Below are 15,744 nucleotides of genomic sequence, written 5' to 3'. Positions count from 1 at the left end.
ATAGGGACGAAGTTTACTCCGCGGTACCACCCTAGTTGATGACGTTTCATCACCCACTCGTGTTTTTTATCGCTTGCTTCGAACCTTGTAATTCAAATTCAAAGGACCTGGATTTTCACCACCCATCCAGTCTCTATAGTGTTTGTCGCAACTGAATTCTACTTTGAGGTTCACGATATTATATATATTACTTGAACGCTTTTAAGTACTAAAGATACACAAGTATTTTAATCGACATTCCTCGTGGTGTCAATGGATTTTCTTTCATAATTTGATTGTGTATAATAGTGGAAAATTTGTCATTGGGAAAGGAAAAATAAATATGCAGCCAAGCAGTCTTCAACAGGAATCTTTTAATCGTCTGGAGATGGTAAGGAAAGGAGCAGCCGCTGGCTTTCCTATCATGATAGGATATATTCCGGTAGCTTTGACTTATGGAGTTCTGGCAAGCCAGTCAGGCCTTACTCTCGTGGAGCTTACCTTAATGAGTGTGCTGGTCTTTGCGGGAGCCGCTCAGTTCCTTGCTGTCAGTATGGTGGCCGTTGGTACGGGTGCGATTGAGATTATAATCGCAACGTTTGTTCTTAATTTTCGCCACTTTGTAATGAGTCTCTCCTTTATGAATCGATTGAGACAAATCGCTATAAGGGCAAGAATCCCTCTATCGTTTGGGCTTACGGATGAAACCTTTACAATGTCCTCATTACATAACTCGGAAGCAAAACAAAAGTTTGGGGCCTACTTTTATGCTTCTTTAATGCTTACGGCTTATATTTCCTGGGTAGGCGGATCTTTTATTGGCGGTTTTCTTGGAGACATTATTCCTCCACGTTTAAGTGAAAGTATGGGGATAGCTCTTTATGCTATGTTTATTGGGCTGCTCGTCCCGTCTATTAGAAAATACAACCGTATCATCTGGATCGCATTAACAGCGATGATGATTAATTATCTTTGTCAGCTAATAGGCATGAGCCAGGGGTGGTCCATTGTAGCTGGGACCCTGCTGGGCGGTTTGTGTGGAATATGGATCATAGAGGACGAGGAGGAAGACAGATGATTATCTGGATGATTATTGGAATGGCTGTCGTAACAGCTGTGCCGCGTTTTTTGCCTGCTTTTATTGTTGACAAAATTAATTTCCCTCTATGGGTGGACCGTTGGCTGAATGCAATCCCTTATGCAGCTTTAGGCGCATTGATTTTTCCAGGAGTTCTTACAGTAAAGCCTGATGCTCCTCAAATTGGTATCATTGCTGCGCTTATAGCTGGTCTGCTTGCATGGTTGAGGTTAAACGTTATTATTGTTGTAGCAGGGGCCATTGTTACGATTTATCTCTTGACTTTTTAGCACTCAAAATTAAGAAAAAGCATAACGTATAAGGAATCTTCATATAGAAGGGAATGGACGTTATGTATAGACAGTTTGTACCGGGAATTCCCGGGGGACCGGGAGGACCGCCTGGGGGTTATCCAGGGTTTGGCCCGGGCGGCCCTGGAGGAGTTCCAGGAGGACCGCCGCCTGGAGGTGGGTTTCCTGGTGGTCCTGGAGGATTTCCTGGAGGCTCTGGAGGAGTCCCAGGAGGCCAAATCTCGCCGGGACAGCTCCCTCCTCCTCCCAGCAGTCCTCCAGCAGAAGCTGTGGGATCTCCCCAGCTGTATGCCGTTGATCCCGGGTCTCTGTGGGGATGTCTTTACAGATACACGTGGATAAGACTTAATAATGGCAATCGATTCTGGTTTTATCCTACCTTTATTGGAAGAACATCAGTGGCAGGATTTAGATGGCGTCCAAACCAACAGCGCTGGGTTTACTTTGGAATTGATACAAACCGGATTGCAAGCTTTCAGTGCATGTAAAATATTCACATAGACATTTAAAGCGGTACCACAAGCGTGGTATCGCTTTTTTTGATAAAATAGGATTATCCACTTGGAGAAAGGGAGAGAACGACATGATGCAGGTAAGAAAAGCTAAATTTGAAGATGCTGAACAAATTGCAAATATTCATATTGAAAGCTGGAAATCTACATATAAGGATTTAATAGACGAACAGGATTTAAGCAACATTACGTTAGAAAATAGAATTGCCTTATGGGAAACAATTCTGAAGGCTCCAGTAAACGGACAAATAGCTCTCGTTATTGAAAATGAGCATAGTGAACTTGTTGGGTTTATTTCAGGAGGAAAGGAACGGACGAAAAAATATAATTATGACGGAGAAATTTATGCAGTTTATCTGCTCGACCGCTATCAAAGAAAGGGATACGGAAGCCGGCTTCTTCAGAGATTTGCTGAAGAAATGCATAAGCATGAATATCATTCACTGCTCGTCTGGATTTTAACGAGAAACCCATCTGCAGATTTTTACAGAAAGTTTGGAGCAGCCCCTGTGGAAGCGGAAGAAGTTACGATCGGTCAGGGAACCTATGAAGAAACAGCTTATGGATGGGAAAACCTCTCTGAACTTGTATCACAATTTAAAATTAGTTAAAAAACGGCGCCGGGGGAGAAGGCCATCCCCTGACGCCGTTTTTTTAAATATCAGAAGGCTCTACATGAATATGAGCATACCGAATATTTAGTTGATTCTCCAGAATGATTTCAACCTCATCTGTTATGTTATGACCTGCTTCAATAGTGATCGTTGGACTTACGTGAATGGTTGCTTCAATAATTGCCCGATTCCCCTGCTGACGTCCCTTCACATCTTTTACAGCCGTAACTTTAGGATGTGCTTCAATGAGTTCTCTAATTTCCATTAAATCTTTTTCATCATAACCATCCGTCAAGTGGTGTGTGGCATCTTCAAAAATATCCCATGCCGTTTTGCAAATAATTAAACCGACAATAAACCCAGCAAGAGGATCAAGCCAATAAATACCGAATTGCGCTCCAAAAATACCAATAGCTGCGCCAATACTGACTAAAGCGTCGGAACGATTGTCCTGGGCCGCTGCATTTAAAGCTTTGCTGCTCACTTTTTTTGATAAATTTAAATTATACCGATAAACCCCATACATAAAGATAGCCGCCACCAAGGCTGTCCAGCCTGTCAGTGACGAAGGCTCAATTGCTTCCTGACGTATAATATTAACAAAAGTTCCCGATAGCACCTCTAAACCGATTACGACCATAATGAAGGCAGCAACTAATGAAGCAATAATTTCGGCCCGAAAGTGACCGTAGGGGTGATCTTTATCAGGCGGTTTCCGGGAAATTTTAAGCCCAATTAATACAGCAATAGAAGCTACTATATCGGTTGCATTATTCAGTCCATCTGCACGTAGAGCTTCAGAACTCCCAACAGAGGCTATGGTTAGTTTAGCTGAAGCTAAAATCAGATAGGCAATAATGCTTACCCAGGCACCTCGCTCTCCCTGTTTTAATTTTTCAATCTCGCTCATACAATCTCCTCCGCTCTTTTAATAGCAGGGTATAGCTTACCAAACTTTGTGGGAGTGGGTCTAGAGAAAAAAAGCTACCCTTATACATATCCCTTGCAGATGGGTAGCTTAGTTGAGTTTACTCAACTTTCAAAGGGTTACTTATGACCTGACAGGGGGAAAAGTTACCAAAATGTCTTCATTATTATTGACCAGAGAGGGGAAATAATTATGATTGAAGAGAAAATTGTAATTGAAGGAACCATTCAAGGGTTGAAATTTTTCAAAACAGTACCTGTGAAATATGATCCTGGCAAAGAAAGTGTAGAAGAGGCTTTACTGAGCTTTTATAACAGCGGGGCTCATACTTTTGAAGAACTGGCCATTGAACAAAGGTGGCAGGAATGCTACTGGACCTACACCGATCCCATGGATTTAACAGGGTAGTTAATCTATTGCTAACTATCTTGAATAGAAGATTCTTTAGTTTGAAATATAAGGTGTCAGGGTAAATATTTGTATAACTCCATCAGTAAAAAAATTTAAAATAAATTAGGAGGTTGTTTACAATTGGCAAATGTAAAATTGGCTGTCATTTATTACAGTTCCACTGGCACTAACTATAAAATGGCGCAGTGGGCAGAAGACGCTGCGAACAAATGGGGAGCTGACGTAAAGCTCGTCCGTGTACCGGAGCTTGCCCCAATGTCTGCTATTGAGCAGAATTCAGCCTGGAAAGAACACTACCTGGCTACAAAAGATCAAGTGCCTGAAGCACAAGTTGAAGATTTGGAGTGGGCAGATGCGTATATATTCAGTTCTCCTACAAGATTTGGAACCCTGCCGGCTCAGACTAAACAGTTCCTTGATCAGGCAGGAGGTCTATGGGCTCAGGGGAAACTCGTGAATAAAGTGGTCAGTGCCATGACTTCTGCTCAGAACCCGCACGGTGGACAGGAAGCTACTATACTTAGCCTGTACACTACAATGTTCCACTGGGGAGCCATTGTTGTTTCACCAGGCTACTCGGATAACTCTATCTTTTCAGGAGGCGGAAATCCTTATGGAACGAGTGTGACGGTTGATGGAGAGGGAAATATGAAAGAAGATATCGAAGGAGCGGTACGTCATCAGGTGAACCGTACACTTCAAGTGGCTGAAAAAATGGTGAATGGGTAAATAAAATCCTTCTCAAAAGATAGAGAATGATATAGATAAAACAAATTCCTTTTAAAATTTTTTCTCTACGCAAACCCAGTCATATCAAGGTTTAAAAACCTGTTTATGGGGTATTATATAACTAAATATTCAGAATATTGTTGCTTAATACTTGGAAATCCTGCATAATAGAAAAAAGCAATTAGGGGGTATTCTCATGAGAAAGCAAAAACTCATATATGTGCTGCGTAGAGATCCTGGCTTTAGGAATCGTGAAATTACTGCTAAGAGAGAATTGTCCTATGGTATTAAGTTAGCCTCAAGGTTGTTTATGGATGAAATAAGTTTTCAGTTTAACAAGGAACGTTTAGATAAAGAAATTAACATTGCAATTGCTAATAATGATCGCAAAGAGTTCCAGCGATTAAGTGAAAAGTATCAGCCTTTTACTTGGGAATAATAAAGCAAAAGTGCCATTTATAAAATGGCGCTTTTTTTATGTACAATTAAAATTAATCAGTGTTATAGTAATACAATAAGTATTACAATGAGGAAGGTATGTATGGCATGCGATCAAGAGTAATCACCTTACTGGTTTTGTTTAGCCTGTCCCTGCTGTTTACAGCCTGTTCAATGTCCAATCAGCAGGAAAATTCAGAAGAAAACCAGTCAGCAGAGCAAAATAATAATTCATCAGAAGAGAGCCAGCAAAAAGAAGAGACTAAAGAAGAAAATACTCAGGAATCAAAGGAAAAAGAAGCAAGTTATGCTTATGCCGAAAATTTAGATGAAGAAGTAGATGAAGATGGATTGACGATTGTTTCAGAGCCTGATATTAAAGAGGTTGTTGTAAACAAACAAAGGAAATTACCCGAAGATTACGAGCCCGAAGAATTAATCATTCCTGATGTTCCTTTTCCTTTTGATGGCGATCAGCCCAAAAAATATATGCAGCCTGAAGCTGCCAATGCCTTAGAAGAATTATTTAAAGGGGCAGAGGTGGAAGGGCTGGAATTATATGCTGCTTCCGGTTATCGTTCTTATGACAGGCAGGAAGCTATTTATGAAAGTAATGTGAATCAGCGTGGACAGGAAGAGGCCGATAAGTTTTCTGCTCGACCCGGTACAAGTGAGCACCAGACAGGGCTTGCTATGGACGTAACATCTCCAGAGATGGCTTTTAAACTTGAACAGGATTTTATTGAGACAGAAGAAGGAAAGTGGCTTGAAGAACACGCCCATGAATATGGATTTATTATTCGTTACTTAAAAGGTACAAGAAATATAACCGGATATGAATATGAGCCGTGGCATTTACGATATGTGGGGAAAGATATATCGACTGAAATCCATGAATCTGGCAGTACTTTAGAAGAGTTTTTCGGTTTTTACGAAGAATAAAGAAGTCTCTTAAAAAAGAGGCTTCTTTTTTTATAGATCAAAGAGCCTCTTCTAATAGCTGAGGCCAATTCTTGTATTATGAAATTTCTGATTGATTAGTTCTTGATAGGCGAATTGAGCGGTGTCTTCAACGGTGATCTTTTTTCCACCCTCGGGCAGTAAATTTTCTTCAAACCGGACGGTCCCTTCTGAGTCTCCAGTTGGTAAATAAGTTGGACAGAGAATGGTCCAATCGAGAGAACTTTTTGTAAGGGCTTCATACACCTTTGCATGCTCTTCGGCTGCAAAAGTTGATCTCCTTTTAGACTCGCTTGTCTGAAAACGAAATTTGCCTTCTTCGTAACGGCTGTTTAAAATACCTGCTGTACCGATCGTTATAATCCTTGAGATCTCAAATTCATGCATACTGGCAATGATGAGAGGGATTGCTTTTGTTAATGTATAAGCTTTATCAGTGCTTAACCCGCTAAAAACCAAGTCACAGCCTTCTAATGTTTTCTCAACGGATTTAGAATCTATAGCATCTCCTTCAATAAGCCGAGCGCCTGGGATCAATGAATGAGCTTTATTTAGATCTCTTACAAGCGCCTGGACTTCATGGCCCTCCTTCAAAGCTAGTTGAGTGACACGGGAACCAACTCTCCCTGTAGCTCCAAAAACAGCAATTCTCATAAAATAACTCCTTGTCTCATAAAAATATTATAAAAATTCAAACTATTATACTTGTTCTTTTGCTAAGCTTAACATAAGAAATGATACTTTGAGGATGGGGGAAGCTTATGAAAAAGAAACCGGTAATGAGCTGGGTAATGTATGACTTTGGTAATTCTGCATTTGCCACTACTATTATGGCTGCTGTTCTCCCCATATTTTACTATGATGTAGCAGCGAAAGGGGTAAATCAGTCACTGGCCGCCAGTTACTGGGGCTACTCCCAATCAATCGCTGTGCTGTTAGTTGCTGTATTAGCGCCGTTGCTCGGAGCTATTAGTGATTATACTTCTTCGAAGAAAAAATTCCTCATGTTTTTTGCTTTTCTTGGCATGATAGCAAGTTCAATGCTCGCTTTAGTGGGAGAAGGGGATTATCTTTTAGCTTCTCTTCTGCTTATCATAGGAACCATTGGTTTTTCTGGGGGGAATGTTTTCTACGACGCTTTCCTGCCGGAAGTTTCTGACCGTCAATCCATAGATAAAGTTTCTTCATGGGGCTTTGCATTTGGATATATCGGAGGAGGCATCCTTCTTGCTATAAACCTGCTGATGATCATGAAATATGAATGGTTTGGCCTGCCGGATACGTTGGCGGGAACCCGGCTTGCTTTTATTTCAGTCGGTATATGGTGGCTGGTATTCTCTATTCCATTGTTTACAAACATAAAAGAAAGTAGAAAACAAAAAGTAATCAGAACAAAGTCTTACCCGGTGATCGGCTTTAGAAGAGTAAAACAAACGTTTAAAGAGATACGTCAATTTAAACACCTGCTGGTATTTCTATTAGCGTTCTGGCTGTTTAATGATGGAATCTCCACCATTATAAAAATGGCCACAATTTATGGCCGCGATATCGGTATTGACAGCTCATCTTTAATCATAGCTCTGTTAATTACTCAGTTTGTTGGAATTCCGTTTACCTTTTTCTTTGGATTTTTAGCAGAAAGAATATCTGCTAAAAAAGCTTTAACCCTATCTTTATATGTTTATTTAGTTATCGTCGGTCTTGGTTACTTTATGACTTCAGCTCTTCACTTCTATTTGCTTGCTATTTGTGTAGGAATGGTTCAAGGCGGGGCTCAGTCACTCAGCCGATCAATATTTGGGAAAATGGTCCCGAATGACAGACATGCGGAGTATTTTGGCTTTTACAACATATCGGCAAAATTCTCAGCCGTATTTGGTCCTTTTGTTTTTGCCCTCGTTGGTCAATTGACAGGATCGAGCCGGATTGGAATTCTTTCCCTCATTTTTTTCTTTATTGTCGGGATTATTCTTTTGAAAATTGTAAATGTGGAAGAAGGAGAAAGGCAGGCTGTGGAGCAGACCAATCACCTTCATGAAACTGTTATTGAAACATAATGTTAAAAAATAGGGTCTGCATACACATTTTTCAGCTTCAATGCCAGCGGTTTTCCGGTATCATATGAATCGTTTTTTACAAGACATTTAATTTTTTCCCAGCCATCCGTACTCGGTGAACTCCAGTACGAAAGAATTTCTTCCATGAGCGGGGCAGCCTCTTTTAATGAATCTTTATAAAGTTCCTGGAAAGAAGTATAGTGAGGTTCATTAGTAGCAGGGTGCCGCCATTCCGTTTTGTTTTCATTTAGATAATCAACAGGGTCTTCAATAGGTCTGTGGGAATAAGGAGATATATAAGCACCGATCAAGTTTTTTTTCCAGCCGTAAGGATCGTAAAAGATGCTCTGGGCAATGGTAATGTCACGGAAAGATCCAGACAGGTATTCTTTAGGAAGTTCATTTACAGGATAATGATTGGCGATCAGAGGCAGCAGCCAGCTTGAGATATGTTTCCTTTCCGGCTTGGTTAAACGAATTTTTAAATGAACCTGTTCTGACCATGGTTCTATATTACGGTATTTCTCAAGCATAAGTGTATCTATAGCTACTTCAAGCTTCTGATGGTCATTATCTTTATATCCCGCCCTGTAATGAACGTAAGGATGTGTGTTTCGATCGAGTATATGATGACTCACAAAGCCCAGAATGTAAGCTTGTGATTGGTTTTTTAGTGTCTTTCCTTCCATAATTAGTTGAAGGAGAAACGCACCGCAGTTTTCGGTATGCATTCTCGTACCGAGTTCAGGTACTCCCTTGTCTGATAACTTCGGCCAGAAGTTATAATAAAACAAAGGATCGGGTCCTTGTGCTCCCATATAAAAAAAACGGCTGGAAGTATCGATGATATCGTCTCTTCCCAAATTCCTGCACAGGTCTTCAGCAAAAATGATATGTGTCCAAATATTCGGCATGAAACTCCCTCCTTAAATCTCTCCATAAAAAAGAGCCTACCCATAGGCTCTTTTTTTAACCATTTACCCATTTCGGAAAAGATCAAGCAAAAACAGCTGTTACTTACTATCCCTCCTTAGATGGCGTATGTAGTACGGACTGTTTCTGCCTCCTTTCTTTAAGTTGTCCTTATCATACATTATAATTAGAAAAATTTAAATAGTCTGATTATTTTAAAATGAGTTTTTTCGACAGTTTCCATTGAATCAGTAATGAATCTTTGTAAGAATATTGATACAATTAGGCTGTAGCTTACTTACAAAGGGAGGATCCTCATGAGTTATCGTATCGAAAAGGACACACTAGGTGAAATAAAAGTCCCTGGTGATAAGTACTGGGCAGCACAAACCCAGCGTAGTAAAGAAAACTTTCCAATCGGCAAGGAAAAAATGCCTAAAGAAGTTATTGAAGGCTTTGCCGTTTTAAAGAAAAGCGCAGCTTTGGCCAATGCAGAACTTGGCCTGCTTGAAAACGAAAAAGCTGAGGCGATTGCCCATGCAGCTGACCAGATTCTTAAGGGAGAGCTTGATGAACATTTCCCATTAGTTGTCTGGCAGACAGGAAGCGGCACACAGTCAAATATGAATGTAAATGAAGTGATCGCATATGTCGGTAATGAATACTTAACTTCAAAAAATAGTGATCTTCGCCTTCATCCAAATGATGATGTGAATAAATCACAAAGTTCGAATGATACTTATCCGACAGCTATGCATATTGCGTCTGTCCGTAAAGTTGAAGAAGTTCTGCTGCCGGCACTTGCCCAGCTGAAGAATACATTAAAAGAGAAAATGGAAGCGTTTCAAGATATCGTGAAAATCGGCCGTACACACTTGCAGGATGCTACTCCACTTACTTTAGGCCAGGAGATCAGCGGCTGGCATCGTATGCTTGAAAAAACGGAGAATATGATTAAAGAAAGCAGTCAATACGTCAAAGAACTGGCTATTGGCGGTACAGCTGTCGGTACTGGCTTGAATGCCCATGTCGATTTTTCTGAGAAAGTTGTAGCACAGATTAATAAGGAAACAGGCAATTCATTTGTTTCCGCACCAAACAAATTCCATGCTTTAACCTCTCATGATGAACTTGTTCATACCCATGGAGCATTAAAAGCGCTGGCAGCCGATGTTATGAAAATTGCTAATGACGTACGCTGGCTTGCAAGCGGACCGCGCTGTGGAATTGGTGAAATTATTATTCCAGCAAATGAGCCTGGAAGCTCTATTATGCCTGGAAAAGTAAATCCAACACAAAGTGAAGCCATTACAATGGTGGCGGCACAGGTTATGGGAAATGACGCAGCGATTGGATTTGCTGCAAGTCAGGGGAATTTTGAGCTGAATGTATTTAAGCCGGTAATTGCTTTTAATTTCCTTCAATCTGCCCAGCTTTTAGCTGACAGCATGGTATCCTTTGACGAACGTTGTGTTACAGGGCTTGAGCCAGACCATGAGCAGATTGAAAAGTATCTGCGCGATTCCCTTATGCTTGTGACAGCACTAAACCCTCACATTGGATATGAAAATGCAGCGAAAATCGCCAAAACGGCTTTTGAAAAGAATCAGACATTAAAACAAACTGCCGTAGAACTTGATCTTCTTTCAGAAGAGGAATTCGAAAAGTATGTAGATCCAAAAGCAATGACCAAGCCTAATGCCTAAGCATTAATTACGCCATTTTTGTCTCAGTAAAAAAATACCTGTATTTACCAATGTTTTTTTGTGATAAAAAAATTGGTCTGTGATCATACTAGAATTACACACAGGAGGTGAGACAAAAATGGCTAACAACAGATCTAACGAGCTACTTGTACCTGGTGTACAACAAGCTTTAGACCAAATGAAATACGAAATCGCTCAGGAATTCGGAGTACAACTTGGTGCTGATTCTACTTCCCGTGCTAACGGTTCTGTAGGTGGAGAAATCACTAAACGTCTTGTACAAATGGCTGAACAACAGTTCGGTGGACAACAACGTTAATAATTTTTGAAGGAGGAGAAAGGGTGCGCCCTTTCTCCTTATTTATTTCCTATTAAAAAGTTCTTATCATCTTATATAGAAGAGAAACTAAAAAACAGCCTCCTGGTGGAAGCTGTTTTTTGTCATATTTTAGCGAATTCGGTCTTCAGTTTCCGCATCGAAGAAGTGTGCTTTGTTCATATCAAACGCCAGTTGAATTTTATCACCGCCATGAATATCAGAACGCGAGTCTACTCGAGCGACAAATTCCTGATCACCGACGCGAGAGTATAAATAGGATTCTGCTCCCATTAATTCGGCAACCTCAATGTCTGCGTTGATTGTTTTATCAGAGTTTGCATCGATAAACAGCTGTTCATCATGCATATCCTCAGGGCGCACACCTAAAACAATTTCTTTACCAATATAGCCTTGTTCGCGAAGTGTTTTCATTTTTCCTTCTGGAACGGCTAGAGTAGTACCAGCAAGATTGACAAGTCCTTCCTCAAGTGTACCGTGGAAGAAGTTCATGGCAGGTGACCCGATAAATCCTCCAACGAAGACATTTTCGGGCTTATCATATACTTCTTTAGGCGCACCGACCTGCTGGATAATTCCATCCTTCATTACAACAAGTCGCGTAGCCATTGTCATCGCTTCTGTTTGGTCGTGTGTTACATAAATAGTAGTCGTCTGCAGACGCTGGTGAAGTTTTTGAATTTCGGCACGCATCTGAACACGAAGCTTTGCATCAAGGTTTGATAAAGGCTCATCCATTAGGAACACTTTAGCATCACGTACGATGGCACGTCCAAGAGCAACACGCTGACGCTGACCGCCAGATAGCGCTTTCGGTTTACGATCTAAAAGAGCTTCAAGCCCTAGGATTTTAGCTGCATTGTTAACACGCTGTTCGATTTCTTTCTTGTCCATTTTACGCAGCTTAAGACCAAAGGCCATGTTATCGTATACATTCATGTGCGGGTAAAGAGCATAGTTTTGGAATACCATTGCGATATCGCGGTCTTTTGGAGCTACATCATTCATTCGTTTGTCATCAATTAAGAAATCTCCGGAGCTAATTTCTTCAAGACCGGCAATCATACGTAAGGTTGTAGATTTACCACAACCTGATGGTCCTACAAATACAACAAATTCTTTATCGCCAATATGTAGATTAAAATCATCTACCGCTTTTACTTTTTTATCATAAATCTTATCAATGCTTTTTAATTTTAACTCTGCCATTAGTGAAACCCCCTGTGTGAAAGTGTGAAATCGCTTTCTTGATTAATTTCAGTCTATCGGACAAGAGGGGTAAAATAAATGGACAAAGTGCACAAAGAATTTTTAGAATCTTTGTGCACTTTGTCGATTAATGATTAAGTTCGGCAAGTAATAAATAAATAATCGCTGCCCGGTCAAATTGTTTTATATCAACACCTGTCTTCTCAATAAATTTATCCACACGGTATTGGAGACTATTGCGGTGCATAAAGAGCTGCTTGGCAGCTAAGGTTGTATTGGATCCTGATTCCAGAAAAACTTCAATTGTCTGAAGTAGTTCTGTGTCCTCCGAAACATCTTTAAGAAGCGACTTTTTCAATTGGTCGCGATCTTCTTTACATAAAGCATCAATGTAAAGATAAGGGACAACTTCTTTTAATGACGTAACTTTACCGGATTGATACTTTTTAGCGAGCAAAAAGCATTTTTCTGCCCAGGCGAATTGGTCTGGAGCTTCCTTAAGATTATATACATCCTCACTAATATAAAGCTGTATGTTCGTATAAAAGTCACTCATAAGCACATCCACAATAGATCCGAACGCAATGGGATCCTGTCCTTCTTCCGTAAATTCTTCAATAACTGCACCTTCATGATGATTTTTCCATATAAAAGGCATGGTATTGGGAAAGAGTGCCTGCATCGCTTCCTGAAAAGCTTCTCTCTCTATATTTTCGTCAGATATTGAGAAGAAAATAAAGCGTACTTTATCAGGCAGCGGTTTTATCCGCAGCTCCTCCTTTTTTCTTTCAAGGAAGTTTTGCCAGGCTTTCTCTTTTGAACTAAGGCCAGCTTCCTTATACGGTTTCAGAATAATATGTAAAAGATCAAGTTCCCGGCTGTTTATTTCATCTCGTGCAATTCCAACGATCTCTTCTTCCGTCGTACGAAACAACTCGTATGATTCCTCATCGATAGGCTTGTCTTCCTCAATTAAAATTAAAGAAGGATAATTTTTTCTTAGCTGATTAAGCAGAGACATATTAAATCTCCTTTTTTTTCAATTAAATTTTCTATTATGATAAAATATAATTAAGCTTTACAGTTACTATATTATACATGATTTTTATTAAGTACGTTTAGGGGGAAAGAATGTGGCAGACGTTAAGAATAAATATGAATACACACCGGAAACGAAAAATAGACTGAAGCGTGTAGAAGGTCAAATACGCGGCGTGTTGAAGATGATGGAAGAAGATAAAGAATGTAAAGACGTCATTACCCAGCTTTCAGCAGCTCGTTCTGCGATCGATCGTGCAATCGGTTATATCGTCGCAAAAAACCTCGAAACCTGTATAAAGGAAGCAGAGAAAGACGGCGAGTCTGCAGAAGAATTAATTAATGAAGCTGTTAGTATGATTGTTAAGAGTAGATAAATGATGATGCCTTTAAGAGGCATCATCATTTTTTATTTTTCCTGTTCAGGAATGGGATGTGCTTCCTCAATTTGCTCACGGCCTCTTGTTGCTACAGGTCTGCCGCCTGCCATCCCTTCATTGATCATTCGATCGATATCGAGTTCAAAGCGGTCCTTACCTTCTGCTACTTTGTTATCTTTTTTGTCCATATAAATCACCTCCTTATTCCTATTATTTTCGACAAGCCCTTAAACAAATAAGGCAATTATTGGCTGGTAATGGAGAGGATGCATTTCCTATTGGCTTAGGGGAAAAGATTCATCTATAATGGATTTCAGTGCATGTAGTGAAATGAGGGGTTAATATGAATACATTTATAACAATATCGCTAATGGTCGCGATTGGAGCAGTGATCGGTGGACTGACGAATTCCTTAGCCATACGGATGCTTTTTCGTCCATATCGCGCCATATATATGGGGAAATTCCGTTTGCCTTTTACTCCAGGGCTTATTCCAAAGCGTCAGAACGATCTGGCAAAACAAATGGGACGAACGGTTGTCGAACACTTACTGACAGCTGAAGGGCTTAAGAAAAACATAGAAGGAACAAATTTTCAAAACAAATTAACCAGCTTCGCCCAAAGAGAAGTTGAAAAGTTATTATCATCTCCAGAAAGCCTAAAAAACACACTTGAAAAAGTGAATCTTACTGTAGATAAGGATTCTTTAGAAAAATCTTTACACACAGTGGTCGAACAGAGATATGAGCAGCTCATGAACGAATGGCGTCATCAGAAAGTTGAAGATGTACTGCCGGCAAACTGGCGGAAAAAAGCAGAGGCAGGCACAAATGAGCTTGCTTATTATCTACAGGAAAAAGTATATGAATTTCTCAACAGTCCGGAAGGAAAATGGAAAGTGGGCGCACTGATTGACAATTACTTAGAGAACCAGGGATTCCTCGGTAATATGATTCAATCTTTTATGGGCTCTGAGCGAGTGATAGACAGGGTTCACCCGGTGCTTATACGCTATGTAACCGCACGTGAAACGACCGAATGGCTCCAGGGAATGCTTCAAAGCGAATTGCATGCCGCCTTAAATCAGCCAGTTGGCGAATATGAACAAAAAATAGGAAAGGATCATATTCACTCCGCTTTAAGACAGACCGTTTCGAAAGCCCTCCCTCTGGAACAGTGGCTGAATACTTCAATTAAAGAATGGGCAGCCCCATTTAAATCAAAGCTGATTACTGATTTTATTCCAGCCTTGATACCTGTAGTAACGGCAATGCTGGCAGAGCGGATCGATCGAATGATGCAGTCCATGAAATTATCAGAAATCGTGCAGGAGGAAGTGGAATCATTCGATGTCGGCCGACTCGAAGAAATGGTTCTTGGCATCTCGAGGCGCGAATTTAAAATGATTACGTACCTCGGCGCATTATTAGGCGGAATCATCGGGCTGTTTCAGGGAATACTCGTCCTGTTTCTGTAAGAAGACCATAAGCCTATACATGATAAGTGATGTTTGTTATAGTGGGGAAGGAGTTTAACACTGAACAAACCTAGGAGGTACATTTTATTTATGGCAAACTTATATGATCACGCCTATGATCTCGAAAAAGCAATCCGCGAAAGCGAAGAATTTACTGGCTTAAAAGAAGCTTATGAAGCTGTAATGAATGATGAAGCAGCGAAAGGCATGTTTGAAGATTTCCGTCAAACTCAAATCAACCTTCAGCAAAAACAAATGCAAGGACAAGAAATTACTGAAGAAGAAGTGGAAAAAGCTCGCCAGGTAGTTGAACTTGTTCAGCAGCATCCGCAAATTTCTACACTAATGGAAGCTGAACAGCGTTTAAATACTGTTATTAATGATATCAGTAAGATTATCACGAAGCCTCTTGAAGAGCTTTACGGTAATCCTGAAGAACCACAGCAATAATAACTTTGAAGCTGCCCTTGATGGGGCAGCTTTTTTTTGAAAAGAAACTGGTGAAAGTGGAAGAGCTGAAAGAGTGGAGAGAAGCGCCGAAAGCGGGAGAAGAACAGTCGAAAAGAAGGAGAGCCGCCGATAGAAAGGAAAAGCACGGCTGAAAGAGCGGAGAGAAGCGCCGAAAGCGAGAGAAGAACCGTCGAAAAAGAGGAGAACCGCCGATAGAA

The 15,744-nt window shown here is 40.5% G+C and carries 21 protein-coding genes; 14 read left to right on the top strand and 7 right to left on the bottom strand.

The features are described 5' to 3' along the window. Nucleotides 1-322 precede the first annotated feature (322 nt). The 4 genes from B7E06_RS14875 to B7E06_RS14860 all read left to right on the top strand — a co-directional run bounded on the left by B7E06_RS14875 (nt 323) and on the right by B7E06_RS14860 (nt 2,491). On the top strand, nt 323-1,057 hold the full coding sequence (locus tag B7E06_RS14875) for an AzlC family ABC transporter permease (RefSeq protein ID WP_082234746.1): 735 nt from the start codon (nt 323-325) through the stop codon (nt 1,055-1,057). Then, nucleotides 1,054-1,347: an AzlD domain-containing protein gene (locus B7E06_RS14870; protein WP_082234745.1), complete on the top strand. Its 294-nt coding sequence runs from the start codon at nt 1,054-1,056 to the stop codon at nt 1,345-1,347. The genes B7E06_RS14875 and B7E06_RS14870 overlap by 4 nt, the downstream gene beginning before the upstream one ends. A 62-nt stretch (nt 1,348-1,409) precedes the next feature. Then, nucleotides 1,410-1,856 carry a hypothetical protein gene (locus B7E06_RS14865; RefSeq protein WP_082234744.1) on the top strand — a complete coding sequence of 149 codons (447 nt, stop codon included), beginning with the start codon at nt 1,410-1,412 and terminating at the stop codon, nt 1,854-1,856. A gap of 95 nt (nt 1,857-1,951) precedes the next feature. Next, the gene (locus tag B7E06_RS14860) at nt 1,952-2,491 is read left to right on the top strand and encodes a GNAT family N-acetyltransferase (RefSeq protein ID WP_082234743.1); all 540 of its coding nucleotides are present in this window, start codon (nt 1,952-1,954) and stop codon (nt 2,489-2,491) included. Nucleotides 2,492-2,534: 43 nt separating this feature from the next. Here B7E06_RS14860 and B7E06_RS14855 read toward each other — a convergent pair whose 3' ends face one another. Further along, nucleotides 2,535-3,404, bottom strand: coding sequence for a cation diffusion facilitator family transporter (locus B7E06_RS14855; RefSeq protein WP_082234742.1), 870 nt, complete (start codon nt 3,402-3,404; stop codon nt 2,535-2,537). Nucleotides 3,405-3,614: 210 nt separating this feature from the next. Here B7E06_RS14855 and B7E06_RS14850 point away from each other — a divergent pair, with 210 nt between their 5' ends. The 4 genes from B7E06_RS14850 to B7E06_RS14835 all read left to right on the top strand — a co-directional run bounded on the left by B7E06_RS14850 (nt 3,615) and on the right by B7E06_RS14835 (nt 5,942). Continuing rightward, nucleotides 3,615-3,830, top strand: coding sequence for a hypothetical protein (locus B7E06_RS14850; RefSeq protein WP_082234741.1), 216 nt, complete (start codon nt 3,615-3,617; stop codon nt 3,828-3,830). 123 nt (nt 3,831-3,953) lie between these two features. Then, nucleotides 3,954-4,562 carry an NAD(P)H:quinone oxidoreductase gene (wrbA, locus tag B7E06_RS14845; RefSeq protein ID WP_082234740.1) on the top strand — a complete coding sequence of 203 codons (609 nt, stop codon included), beginning with the start codon at nt 3,954-3,956 and terminating at the stop codon, nt 4,560-4,562. 196 nt (nt 4,563-4,758) lie between these two features. Next, a complete protein-coding gene (locus B7E06_RS14840; protein WP_082234739.1) occupies nt 4,759-5,001 on the top strand; it encodes an IDEAL domain-containing protein in 243 nt (80 codons plus the stop codon). A 107-nt stretch (nt 5,002-5,108) separates the two neighbouring features. Then, nucleotides 5,109-5,942, top strand: coding sequence for a M15 family metallopeptidase (locus B7E06_RS14835; protein WP_082234738.1), 834 nt, complete (start codon nt 5,109-5,111; stop codon nt 5,940-5,942). 51 nt (nt 5,943-5,993) lie between these two features. On the opposite strand, the gene B7E06_RS14830 is transcribed toward B7E06_RS14835, so the two are convergent. Continuing rightward, a complete protein-coding gene (locus B7E06_RS14830) occupies nt 5,994-6,614 on the bottom strand; it encodes an NAD(P)-dependent oxidoreductase (RefSeq protein ID WP_082234737.1) in 621 nt (206 codons plus the stop codon). Nucleotides 6,615-6,721: 107 nt separating this feature from the next. Between B7E06_RS14830 and B7E06_RS14825 the strand changes: the two genes are divergently transcribed. Continuing rightward, nucleotides 6,722-8,017, top strand: a complete 1,296-nt coding sequence (locus B7E06_RS14825; RefSeq protein WP_082234736.1) for an MFS transporter — start codon at nt 6,722-6,724, stop codon at nt 8,015-8,017. Nucleotides 8,018-8,019: 2 nt separating this feature from the next. On the opposite strand, the gene B7E06_RS14820 is transcribed toward B7E06_RS14825, so the two are convergent. Further along, a complete protein-coding gene (locus B7E06_RS14820; RefSeq protein ID WP_082234735.1) occupies nt 8,020-8,931 on the bottom strand; it encodes a zinc dependent phospholipase C family protein in 912 nt (303 codons plus the stop codon). Nucleotides 8,932-9,246: 315 nt separating this feature from the next. On the opposite strand from B7E06_RS14820, the gene fumC reads away from it, so the two are divergent. Both fumC and B7E06_RS14810 read left to right on the top strand, forming a co-directional pair. After that, the gene (gene fumC / locus B7E06_RS14815; RefSeq protein WP_082234734.1) at nt 9,247-10,635 is read left to right on the top strand and encodes a class II fumarate hydratase; all 1,389 of its coding nucleotides are present in this window, start codon (nt 9,247-9,249) and stop codon (nt 10,633-10,635) included. Between the two features lie 118 nt (nt 10,636-10,753). After that, nucleotides 10,754-10,954: an alpha/beta-type small acid-soluble spore protein gene (locus tag B7E06_RS14810; protein ID WP_082234733.1), complete on the top strand. Its 201-nt coding sequence runs from the start codon at nt 10,754-10,756 to the stop codon at nt 10,952-10,954. A gap of 129 nt (nt 10,955-11,083) precedes the next feature. Here B7E06_RS14810 and B7E06_RS14805 read toward each other — a convergent pair whose 3' ends face one another. Both B7E06_RS14805 and B7E06_RS14800 read right to left on the bottom strand, forming a co-directional pair. After that, complete coding sequence (locus B7E06_RS14805; protein ID WP_082234732.1) at nt 11,084-12,181, bottom strand: ABC transporter ATP-binding protein; 1,098 nt, start codon at nt 12,179-12,181, stop codon at nt 11,084-11,086. A gap of 127 nt (nt 12,182-12,308) precedes the next feature. After that, on the bottom strand, nt 12,309-13,202 hold the full coding sequence (locus B7E06_RS14800) for a PucR family transcriptional regulator (protein WP_082234731.1): 894 nt from the start codon (nt 13,200-13,202) through the stop codon (nt 12,309-12,311). A 112-nt stretch (nt 13,203-13,314) separates the two neighbouring features. Between B7E06_RS14800 and B7E06_RS14795 the strand changes: the two genes are divergently transcribed. Further along, entirely contained in the window at nt 13,315-13,596 is a 282-nt protein-coding gene (locus B7E06_RS14795; protein ID WP_082234730.1) for a metal-sensitive transcriptional regulator, read from the top strand. Nucleotides 13,597-13,628: 32 nt separating this feature from the next. On the opposite strand, the gene B7E06_RS21910 is transcribed toward B7E06_RS14795, so the two are convergent. Next, the gene (locus tag B7E06_RS21910) at nt 13,629-13,787 is read right to left on the bottom strand and encodes a hypothetical protein (protein WP_179134063.1); all 159 of its coding nucleotides are present in this window, start codon (nt 13,785-13,787) and stop codon (nt 13,629-13,631) included. A gap of 155 nt (nt 13,788-13,942) precedes the next feature. Here B7E06_RS21910 and B7E06_RS14790 point away from each other — a divergent pair, with 155 nt between their 5' ends. Together B7E06_RS14790 and B7E06_RS14785 are read left to right on the top strand one after the other, a co-directional pair. Then, entirely contained in the window at nt 13,943-15,076 is a 1,134-nt protein-coding gene (locus tag B7E06_RS14790) for a DUF445 domain-containing protein (protein WP_082234729.1), read from the top strand. Nucleotides 15,077-15,166: 90 nt separating this feature from the next. Then, nucleotides 15,167-15,526, top strand: a complete 360-nt coding sequence (locus B7E06_RS14785) for a YlbF/YmcA family competence regulator (protein ID WP_082234728.1) — start codon at nt 15,167-15,169, stop codon at nt 15,524-15,526. Here the strand turns inward: B7E06_RS14785 and B7E06_RS21975 are convergent. After that, the coding region (locus B7E06_RS21975) for a hypothetical protein (RefSeq protein WP_218672919.1) at nt 15,496-15,744 on the bottom strand (249 nt) is incomplete at its 5' end. The two genes, B7E06_RS14785 and B7E06_RS21975, sit on opposite strands and share 31 nt — an antisense overlap.

The sequence above is a fragment of the Halobacillus massiliensis genome (genome assembly GCF_900166625.1).
GTDB classification, from domain to species: domain Bacteria; phylum Bacillota; class Bacilli; order Bacillales; family Halobacillaceae; genus Halobacillus_A; species Halobacillus_A massiliensis.
Note: the sequence above shows the minus strand (reverse complement) of the source record. Positions and strands in the feature narration are given on the sequence as shown.